The sequence below is a fragment of the Gulbenkiania mobilis genome (assembly GCA_004346645.1).
Classification (GTDB): Bacteria; Pseudomonadota; Gammaproteobacteria; order Burkholderiales; family Chromobacteriaceae; genus Gulbenkiania; species Gulbenkiania mobilis.
In genome coordinates this window covers 124,736-135,128 of sequence record SMDA01000008.1, presented here as the reverse complement: position 1 = coordinate 135,128, position 10,393 = coordinate 124,736, and the positions used below count along the sequence as shown (strand labels likewise).

General features: G+C 63.6%; 8 protein-coding genes. 2 read left to right on the top strand and 6 right to left on the bottom strand.

Annotated elements, in window-relative coordinates; translation table 11 throughout:
* Nucleotides 1–261: 261 nt before the first annotated feature.
* The 6 genes from EV669_RS12025 to EV669_RS12000 form a co-directional block, all read right to left on the bottom strand.
* Nucleotides 262–2,571: a Tex family protein gene (locus EV669_RS12025; protein WP_132098807.1), complete on the bottom strand. Its 2,310-nt coding sequence runs from the start codon at nucleotides 2,569–2,571 to the stop codon at nucleotides 262–264.
* Between the two features lie 57 nt (nucleotides 2,572–2,628).
* Complete coding sequence (locus EV669_RS12020) at nucleotides 2,629–2,991, bottom strand: SpoIIAA family protein (RefSeq protein WP_055434404.1); 363 nt, start codon at nucleotides 2,989–2,991, stop codon at nucleotides 2,629–2,631.
* A 51-nt stretch (nucleotides 2,992–3,042) separates the two neighbouring features.
* Entirely contained in the window at nucleotides 3,043–3,921 is an 879-nt protein-coding gene (locus EV669_RS12015) for a DMT family transporter (RefSeq protein WP_055434403.1), read from the bottom strand.
* Complete coding sequence (locus tag EV669_RS12010; protein WP_132098806.1) at nucleotides 3,918–4,796, bottom strand: DMT family transporter; 879 nt, start codon at nucleotides 4,794–4,796, stop codon at nucleotides 3,918–3,920. The genes EV669_RS12015 and EV669_RS12010 overlap by 4 nt, the downstream gene beginning before the upstream one ends.
* Complete coding sequence (locus tag EV669_RS12005) at nucleotides 4,793–5,326, bottom strand: hypothetical protein (protein ID WP_054285288.1); 534 nt, start codon at nucleotides 5,324–5,326, stop codon at nucleotides 4,793–4,795. Before EV669_RS12005 ends, EV669_RS12010 begins: the two co-directional genes overlap by 4 nt.
* Nucleotides 5,327–5,404: 78 nt before the next feature.
* Nucleotides 5,405–6,514, bottom strand: coding sequence for an aromatic ring-hydroxylating oxygenase subunit alpha (locus EV669_RS12000; protein WP_132098805.1), 1,110 nt, complete (start codon nucleotides 6,512–6,514; stop codon nucleotides 5,405–5,407).
* A gap of 479 nt (nucleotides 6,515–6,993) precedes the next feature.
* Between EV669_RS12000 and EV669_RS11995 the strand changes: the two genes are divergently transcribed.
* Entirely contained in the window at nucleotides 6,994–8,184 is a 1,191-nt protein-coding gene (locus tag EV669_RS11995; RefSeq protein ID WP_132098804.1) for an acetate kinase, read from the top strand.
* A 20-nt stretch (nucleotides 8,185–8,204) separates the two neighbouring features.
* Nucleotides 8,205–10,295: a phosphate acetyltransferase gene (gene pta, locus EV669_RS11990; RefSeq protein WP_054285291.1), complete on the top strand. Its 2,091-nt coding sequence runs from the start codon at nucleotides 8,205–8,207 to the stop codon at nucleotides 10,293–10,295.
* Nucleotides 10,296–10,393 lie beyond the last annotated feature (98 nt).

Genomic DNA, 10,393 nt, shown 5'->3' with positions numbered 1-10,393 from the left:
CTCTCGCAAACCACTCACACCTATCGGTTGTTCTAAACTGTCAAAGATCAGGCCGGCGCCGTTGCGCTCAGCAGAGGAAGCGAACTATACCCACCCAATAAGGACGCGTCAACACTTTGTTACGGATTATTTGCAAACCAACCTCTTCCAGCCCCGGAACAGGCCCATCGCACCCCTCTGACGAACGAGCGAGGCAGCCCTGGGGCCCTTGCACCTTCTGCCAGCGACAGCCGGGTGCAAGGGGCTTAGGAACTTAGGTCATTACTTGCCGCGCAGTTTTGCGAAGGCGGCCGCCATGGCCGTATCGGCTGCCGGCGCCTGCGTGCGGTTGGTGCCGGCACGCGTGCCTCGCGCCTCCCCTCCCCGCGCAGCCCCACCGCGCCCACTCTGGCCCACTTCGTCATCCAGACGCATGGTAAGGGCAATGCGGCGGCGCTTGACATCCACCTCCAGCACCTTGACCTTGACCACGTCGCCGGCCTTGACCACCTTGCGCGGGTCATCGATGTACTTGGTGGAAAGGGCTGAGATGTGGACCAGTCCGTCCTGATGCACGCCAATGTCGACGAAGGCGCCGAAGTTGGCCACATTGGTCACGACACCTTCGAGCACCATACCCGGCTGCAGGTCCGCCAGATCCTCCACACCTTCCTGGAAGGTGGCGGTCTTGAACTCCGGCCGGGGGTCGCGTCCGGGCTTGTCCAGTTCGCGCAGAATATCCATGACGGTGGGCAGGCCGAAGCGTTCATCGGTGTAGTCCGCTGGGCGCAGACTCTTGAGAAAGACGCTGTCTCCGATGAGCTGCTTCACATCGCGCCCCACCCGCGCAACGATCTTTTCGATCACAGGGTAAGCCTCGGGGTGGACGGCGGAGGCGTCCAAGGGATTGGGGCCGTTGGAAATGCGCAGGAAGCCGGCGGCCTGTTCAAAGGTCTTTTCGCCTAGGCGCGGCACTTTCAGCAGCTCCTGCCGGGTGTGGAATACGCCGTTCTGGTCGCGGTAGCTGACGATGTTGCTGGCCAGCGTAGCGTTGAGGCCAGAGATGCGCGCCAGCAGCGGGACCGAAGCGGTGTTCACGTCGACCCCCACGGCATTGACGCAGTCTTCCACCACCGCATCCAGCGCGCGGGCAAGCTGGCTCTGGTTGACGTCGTGCTGATACTGGCCCACCCCGATGGACTTCGGGTCGATCTTGACCAGTTCGGCCAACGGATCCTGCAGGCGACGGGCAATCGATACAGCCCCCCGCAACGATACATCCAGCTCCGGGAACTCACGCGCAGCGAGCTCTGAAGCCGAGTAGACCGAAGCGCCCGCTTCGCTGACGACGATCTTGGTGAGCCCGAGCTGTGGGAAGGCCTTGATGAGGTCGGCGGCGAGCCTGTCGGTCTCCCGGCTGGCGGTACCGTTGCCGATGGCGATCAGCTCCACCTTGTGACGGGTCGCCAGAGCAGCCAGGACAGCGAGGGATTTGTCCCATTCACGTCGTGGCTCGTGCGGATAGATGGTGGCAGTGTCGACGAGCTTGCCCGTGGCATCCACGACCGCCACCTTGACGCCGGTGCGCAGCCCCGGATCCAGCCCCATCGTCGGGCGCAGGCCGGCCGGTGCGGCCAGCAGCAGGTCGTGCAGGTTGGCCGAAAAGACCTTGATGGCCTCGGCATCGGCAGCCTCCTTGATGCGCGCGATCAGTTCGAGCTCCAACGAGAGGAATATCTTGGCCCGCCACGTGAGACGGACCGTGTCCAGCAGCCACTTGTCGGCCGGACGGCCGGCGTCGGCAATGCCAAAGCGGGCGGCGATCGCCTGCTCGTAGGCCGAACGTTCGGTGATAGGGGTGTCGTCGGACTGATACTTGAGTGCGAGGTTGAGCACGCCTTCATTGCGCCCGCGCAGCAGGGCCAGAGCACGGTGGGAGGGCGTGCTGCGCAAGGGCTCGCGATGGTTGAAGTAGTCAGAGAACTTGGCGCCCGCCTCCTCCTTGCCTTCCACCAGGGTGGCGGCCAGTTCGCCTTCATTCCACAGGCGTTCACGGAGGTGGCCCAGCAGCTCGGCGTCCTCGGCAAAGCGCTCGATCAGGATGGCGCGGGCACCATCGAGCACTGTGCGCGCGTCGGCAAAGCCGGCTTCGGCATTGAGGAAGCCTTCGGCGAGCGCGGTCGGCTCCTGCTGGGGATCGGCGAGCAGGGTGTCCGCCAGCGGGGCCAAACCCGCCTCGCGGGCAATCTGTGCCTTGGTGCGGCGCTTGGGCTTGTACGGCAGGTAGAGATCTTCGAGCGTGGTCTTGTTGTCGGCCGCATACAGGGCGGACTCCAGCTCGGGCGTGAGCTTGCCCTGTTCGGCGATGCTCTTGAGGATGGTTTCGCGCCGGTCGTCCAGTTCGCGCAGGTACACGAGCCGTTCGGCCAGGGTTCGCAACTGGGTGTCGTCCAGGCCACCGGTGGCTTCCTTGCGATAGCGGGCGATGAAAGGGACGGTGGCGCCGCCGTCGATCAATTCGATGGTGGCGGCGACTTGCGCCTCGCGGACGGCGAGTTCTGCCGCGAGGCGGCTGGCGATGCTTTTCAACATTCGGCTTTTTTCTTCTGCTTGAAAAAAGCCGTTACTTTAGCCGCTTGGGCCCGGAAATCAAGCCGCTTCCGGTGTGGGCGCAGCCAGCCAGGCCTGTGCCGCCTCGACGCTGTCGAAATAGCGGGCATGGGTGGCGGCCAGCAGGCCCGACAGATGCGCGGCCAGCTTGATCCAGACGTCGCTGACCACGATGGCCAACCGGCCGTAGTCGCCCTCGTGGGCGCGCATGAAGCGCAGTTCCTCAAAGGCCATGTCGAGCGTGAAGTCCACCAGTTCGGACAGGTCCAGGAGGAGGTCGGGCCGGCCCTGCTCCTGAACGCGCTTGAGCAGGGCTTCTTCGAACAGCTTGAAGTCGGCCAGGGTGAATTCGTTGAAGAGCGCCACGTCGAGACCGTAGTTCTGTTCGCGGATGGAGATCATGTCAGGCTCCTTTTTCAGGGACGTGCGTGAAAACGAATCGTTACCCGTATTCTAGCGCCGGCTGGCGACAATGCCGCTGACGACGATCAACGCCATGCCGCCCAGCAGGCCAGGCGAAAGCGGATCGTTCCAGGCAAAGATGCCGATCAGGCTGGAAAACACCACGGTCAGGTAGGACAGGCTGGCAGCCAGCATCTTTCGGCCAACCTTGTAAGCGCGGGTCATCGCCAGCTGCGCCAAGGTGGCGGTGAGGCCGATGCCTGCAAGGGGCCAGACATTGTGTGCGTTGACCGGATGCCAGTCGTTGAAGGCCATCAGCACAAGCCCACCCACCGAGGACACCAGCGCGAAATAGAATACCGTGCGCCACTCCGGCTCGCCGAGTCGGCCCAGCTCGCGCACGTGCAGATAGGCCCAGCCGGCCAGGAAACCCGCACCAAGCCCCATGACGCCCGCCAACCAGGCGTCGGCGGCAAAGGTTGGCCGAAGCAGCAGCACCACGCCGGCAAAACCCAATGCCAGCGCGGCCGTGGCCTGCGTGGTCAGCCGCTCGCGCAGAGCGACGACCGACAGCACCGCAAGAAAGAGCGGCGAGGTGTAATTGAGCGTGACGGCGGTGGCCAGCGGCAGGTGCGCGATGGCATAGAAGTTGAGCAAAAGCGCCAGGTAGCCGGTGAGACTGCGCCCCAGATGTGCTCGCCAGTGAGGAGTGCGGAAGCGGGCCCTGCGTACAGCGGCCAGCGGTCCGAGCAATGCCACGCCGAACAGGGTGCGCCACAGCACCAGCTCGATGGGGGAGAAGTCGGATGAGGCGAGCTTGACACAATAGCCCATCAGGCCAAAGAGCACCGAAGCCACCACCATCCAGCCTGCGCCTAGTCGCGAGCCGGGTGCTGCCTCAGGGCTGACTGGAGAAGAAGTCAGGCTCATCGCTTTGCCGCCAGTACACCTGAAAAAATGATCAGCCCGATGGCCAGCACCGCATCCAGCCCCAGCGGGTCCCCCCAGAACAGCAGGCCGAGCAGCGCCGAGAACACTACGGTGACGTAGCCGAAGGTGGCTACCAGGAACTTCTGCCCCTCGCGGTAGGCCCGCGTCATCGCCAGCTGCCCCAGCGTGGCAGTCACGCCGATGCCAAGCAGCGGCCCCAGGCTTTCGGGCGAGAGCGGATGGATCGGCAGGAACAGCATCGTGCCCAGCCCCATCAGAGTGCAGAAGCCGGTGAAGAAGAACACCGTGCGCCACTCGGGCTCCCCCAGCTTGCCCAGCTCGCGTACCTGGAAGACGGCCAGGCCCGCCGACAGCCCGGAACCCAGTCCCATCACGCCGGCAAACCAGGCATCGCCCGACAGCGTGGGTTTGAGCAGCACGATGATGCCGGCAAAGCCCAGTACCAGGGCTAGGCTCACCCGCGCTGACAGGCGCTCACGCAAGAGCCACACGCACAACAGCGCAAAGAACAGCGAGGAGGTGTAGTTGAGCGTGACTGCAGTGGCAATGGGCAGATGCACCAGTGCGTAAAAATAAAGCAGCAGCGACAGGTAACCCGCAGCCGACCGCTTCAGATGGGCGCCGATGTGGTGCGTGCCCAGCGGTTGCCGGCGGATGGCCAGCACGGTGCCGATGCCCACCCAGCCGATCAGCGTGCGATAGAACAGGAGCTCGGTGGCGGAAAAACGCTCCGCACCCCATTTAACGAACACGCTCATCCAGGCGAACAGCAGCGCAGCCACCAGCATCCAGCCTGCTCCAAGCTGACCCGTGCGTAGCCGCAGGAAAAGAGGGTGGGCGAGCAGCAGGTTCATCGGCTGGTGCTCCGCGGCTTGGCGACGAACTCGAGCGACCAGCACACCGACTCCAGCGGGCGCCGCCACGTCTTGTACTCGGCGGCGGTGGCGCTGCAGCGGGCCTCGGCGCGTGTGCGGTCTACCTGCAGCGCCACCATCAGGGTGTTGCGCACGATCCAAAGATGGTTGTCGACAAAATGCCCCTCGCGGTACAGCGCCCCGAGCCGGCCGACCTTGTCATCCAACCGCACCCAGCGGGCTGCCTCACGCTCTCCGGCCGGCTGTGACAGACGCCGAGCAAAGCGTTCCAAGGTGTCTTTTCGGCCAACCCGCCCCACACGCACGCTGACGTCGATGGCTGCCCGTTCACGCTGGTCGGCCTTGGGTGGAATCACCCGCAGCACCCGTTCGCCACGCAGGGTTTCGGGCTGGACACGCCAGCCGGGTGGCACATTGAAGCGCACACCGAGACGGGCATCGGTATAGGGGGCGGCCAGAACGAGGGCCGGCACGAGCGCGGCGATCAGCGACACAAGTAAGCGTTGCATGGAGGGAACGGGCCTGATGGACAAATAAAAAGGCGCGGAACCTTCCGCGCCTTTTCATTGTGCCGCGAAACGGCAGCCTTAGCCAACCAGATGCTCACCCATCAGGCGGCGGTAAAACTCGTGGAAGTGCTGCATCCCGTCCTCGGTGGGCGACTGGTACGGTCCTACCTCGCTCTCGCCCCGCAGCCACAGTGCCTTGCGGCCCTCGTGCATGCGGTAGCAGATCTCATCGTCTTCCTTGGCTGTCTCGAAATAGGCGGCCTGTTCGGCTTGGATGAACTCGGGCTCAAACCAGACGATATCCTCGGGATAGTAGAACTCGGTAATCACGGTGCACTTTTCCGGCCCCTTGGGGATGGCCACGCTCACCACCAGCACATGCGGGTACCACTCCACCATGATGTTGGGGTAGTAGGTCAGCCAGATGGCGCCGTACTCGGGCTGCTGGTCGGCATAGCGCCGGAGGACCTCTTCGTGCCACTTGCCGTAGATCTTGCTGCCGGCACGGGCGAGGCGGTTCTTCACCCCCACCGTCTGCACGTGGTACTGCTCGCCCCACTCCCACTTCAGGTCCCCACAGTTCACGAAGTTGCCCAGTCCCGGATGGAAGGGATCGACGTGGTAATCCTCCGAATACACCTCGATGAAGGTCTTCCAGTTGAAGTCGTATTCGGTGATGTGGCTGGAGTGAAAGGCAAAGCCCTCGAAACGCATGTGCCGGGCCACACCCAACTGTTCCAGATCGCGGGCAATGTCGCGCTTGGCATCGAACAGCAGGCCGTTCCAGCTGGTGAGCGCGGTCTGGTTGAGGTTGAGGCAGGGGGTTTCGGGGAAGTGCGGCGCACCCACCAGCTGTCCTGCAGCGTCATAGGTCCAGCCGTGCAGATTGCAGACGATGTGGTTGCCGTTGCCACGGCCTTGGTAGATCAGTGCCTGGCGATGGCGGCAGACGTTGGAGATGAGCTTGACCTCGCCTCCTACGCGCTTGAGCATCTTGCCGTGTCCCATCCACGCGAGCGTATGGTAGTCGCCTTCATTGGGCACCATCAGCGCGTGGCCGTAGTACTGCGGGGCGTCGGCGAACAGGACTTTCTGCTCGATCTCGTAAAAGGACGGATCGAAATAGGTATGAACGGGTAGCTGGGCGGCAGACGCTTGAAGCAGCTGCGAAGAAGCCAGATCAGACATTATTCCCACACCTCCGTGGAAGAAGATATAAGACCAGCCGAATCTCGCTTGTGACGAGTTTACGGTACTTAAGTGCTGCAAAGTCATCGGGTTGAGAACACGGGCTCCACAACCCGAGGGGCGGATTTTGCCCCCAAGCCCCCCCGGGGGCAAGCCCTTTCCGGCAAAAAAAACTTGGCCGAAAGCCCCGCTGTGTCCTTTTTACCCTACCTAAAACGCAAAAAAGCGCTTTTATTCTAATAAAAATTTTATATATCAGTAACTTAGTAACAAGAAAAAGTAAAACAGCGCCGAAACAGCCTCCGCTGGCCCGTGCTGCACCGAACAGGGAGAATGCAGGCCGCAGCGGCGGACTAAGGCGCTGCTTCAAACGGATGATTGAGCGCCCTGCCCTGCTTGGCCGATAATGACGGTTGGCAGGGCCTTGCCGGCCCGCTTTCACCTCTGGCCGCAAATTTCACCGTTACGGGCGACCTTTCATGAAAACCTGCATTCTCGTCATCAATTGCGGCAGTTCGTCGCTGAAGTTTGCCGTGATCGATGCCCTGACCCGACAGGCGCATCTGACCGGCCTGGCCGAAAGACTGAACGACGCCAGCGCCTCGCTGACCTTCCGCCAGGGCGAGACGCGCGACACACGCCCGCTGGAAGACGGCACCCATGCCGGCGCCCTGCATGCGCTGATCGGCCTGCTGGAACAGGCTGGCCTCTTACCGCAGATCGCAGCCATCGGACACCGCGTGGTGCACGGAGGCGAGCATTTCCAGGCCTCGGTACTGATCGACGAAGCTGTCATCGCCCAGATCGAGAAATGCGCCAAGCTGGCCCCGCTGCACAACCCCGCTCACCTGATCGGTATCCGTACCGCACTCGAATGTTTCCCTGGGCTGCCCCAGGCGGCGACCTTCGACACCGCCTTTCATCAGACGATGCCGGAACACGCCTACTACTACGCAGTGCCGATGGCACTTTACCGGGAGCATGGCGTGCGGCGTTACGGCTTTCACGGCACCAGCTACCGCTATGTCAGCCAGGAAGCCGCGCGCATCCTGGGCAAGCCGCCGCAGGAGGCCTCTTTCGTTTGCGCCCATCTGGGCAACGGCGCCAGCGTGGCCGCCATCCGGCAAGGCAAGAGCGTGGACACCACGATGGGACTGACGCCGCTGGAAGGCTTGGTGATGGGCACGCGTTCGGGCGATGTCGATCCGGGCCTGTTCGGTCACCTGGCCAACGAATGCGGCATGACGGCCCAGGAGATCAACGACCTGCTCAACAAGCGCTCGGGGCTTCTTGGTCTGTCCGGGCTGTCCAGCGACTGTCGCGAACTGGAACAGGCCGCAGCAGAAGGGCACGAGGGCGCGCGTATCGCGCTGGAGAAGTTCTGTTACCGCCTCGCCAAGCACCTGGCGGGGCAACTGGTGGCGGCGGGTCCGATCGACGCCCTGCTTTTCACCGGCGGCATTGGCGAGAACTCCGCCTGGGTACGCGCACGCGCGGTAGCGTGGCTGGAGCATTTCGGTTTCCGTGTGGATGCTTCGGCCAACGCTGTCTGCGTACGCGGCCAGGGCGGCTTCATCCACGCCGAAGGCAGCACCCCCATTCTGGTGATCAACACCAATGAAGAACTGATGATCGCCCTGGATGCCGCCGCACTGGCCGGCGTGCTGTAAGGGGCAGGACAGGACCTAACATGCAGACGTTTTTCCTGGCACCGACCGGCTTCGAGGCGGGCCTGACTTCAGTCTCCCTCGGCCTGGTGCGTGCACTCGAGCAGGCCGGACTGAAGGTGGGCTTCGTCAAGCCGGTGGCCCAGGGCAGCCATTCCAGCGAGCCGGAGCGCTCCACCCACTTCGCGCGCGCCATCTGCCACCTGAGTGCCCCTGAGCCCCTACCGATGGAGCGCGTGGAACACCTGCTGTCGCAAGGCGAGATCGACCAGCTGATGGAAGAGATCGTCCGTCTCTATCAAGAAGCAGCGCAGAACGTGGACGTGGTGGTGGTGGAAGGTCTGGTACCGGACCAGAAGCAGGTGTACTCCACCTATCTGAACACCAAGATCGCGCGCAACCTGCAGGCGCAGACGATCTTCGTGGGCGCGGCTGACCGGCTGGCCACGCACGAAATCGCCGAGCAGCTGGAAATGAACATCCAGGCATTCGGCGGCAGCGTGCGCCCCTTTGCCGGTTACATCCTCAACCGCGTGCCGCGCGGCGTGCGAGCCGAGGAAATGGCCCAGGAAATTTTGGAAGCGGGCTCGATGCTGCAGCACCAGCGCCTGCCGATGATCGGTGCCGTGCCGCACGAGCCGGACCTTCTGGCTCCACGCACCCTGGACGTAGCCAACTACCTGCGCGCACGCCTGCTGTTCGCCGGCCAGATCACCCGCCGCCGGGTGCGCAGCATGGCGGTGACGGCGCGCACCGTACCCAACATCGTGCATCTCTTTAAGCCAGGGGCACTGATCATCACGCCGGGCGACCGCGAGGACATTGTCTTGGCAACCTCAATGGCGACGATGAACGGCGTGCCGCTGGCTGGCCTGCTGCTCACCTGCGACGCCCTGCCCGACCCGCGCATCCAGCAGTTGTGCCATCAGGCTTTCACCAGCGGCCTGCCGGTGATGTCCAGCGAATACAACACCTTCGAGACCACCAGCTACCTGAGCAACATGAGCCGTCAGGTGCCGGCGGACGACACCGAGCGGATGGAGCGGGTGATCGACTTCGTGGCTGAGCATCTGGATGCGGCCGCACTGCGGCTGCGTGTGGGCGAGCCGCGCGAACGCCGGCTGCCTCCACCGGCCTTCCGCTACCAGTTGATGGAAAAGGCGCGTGCAGCCGGCAAGCGCATCGTTCTGCCCGAAGGCAACGAACCGCGCACCGTGCGTGCGGCGGCCATCTGCCATGAGAAGGGCATTGCCCGCTGCGTGCTGATCGGTCAGCGCGCTGAAATCGAGCAGGTGGCACAGGCACAGGACATCACACTGCCCGAAGGTATCGAGATCGTCGATCCGAACGAGGTGCGTGGCCGTTATGTCGGCCCGATGGTGGAGCTGCGCAAAGGTAAGGGGCTGACGCCGCCGGTGGCCGAGCAGCAGCTTGAGGACAACGTGGTGCTGGGCACGATGATGCTGGCGCTGGGCGAGGTGGACGGCCTGGTCTCGGGCGCGGTGCATACCACGGCCAACACCATCCGGCCGGCGCTGCAGCTGATCAAGACCGCGCCCGAAGCCAAGCTGGTGTCGAGCGTGTTCTTCATGCTGATGCCGGACCAGGTGCTGGTATACGGCGACTGCGCGGTCAACCCCGACCCTACCGCCGAAGAGCTGGCTGACATCGCCATCCAATCCGCCGACTCTGCCGCGGCCTTCGGCATTCCGCCGCGGGTGGCAATGATCTCCTATTCCACCGGTTCTTCGGGCACCGGATCGGACGTGGAGAAGGTGCGGGCCGCTACCCGGCTGGCACGCGAGAAACGACCGGACCTGGTGATTGACGGCCCGATGCAGTATGACGCCGCCAGTGTCGAGAGCGTCGGCCGACAGAAGGCACCCGACAGCCCGGTCGCCGGCCGAGCCACGGTTTTCGTTTTTCCCGACCTCAATACCGGCAATACAACCTACAAGGCGGTACAGCGTTCGGCCAACGTCGTCAGCGTGGGGCCGATGCTCCAAGGCCTGCGCAAGCCGGTGAACGACCTCTCGCGTGGCGCCTTGGTGGACGACATTGTCTACACGATCGCCCTGACTGCCATCCAAGCACAACAGATCGTGCGCAGCTAAGTCCGCCTGCGGTCGAGCCCGTTGCCCCTGCCAAGCGTTTGCTTTAGATTTGGCTGGAGACAACGGGCTTTTTTACGTCTGTTGCTTCAAAAAACCAA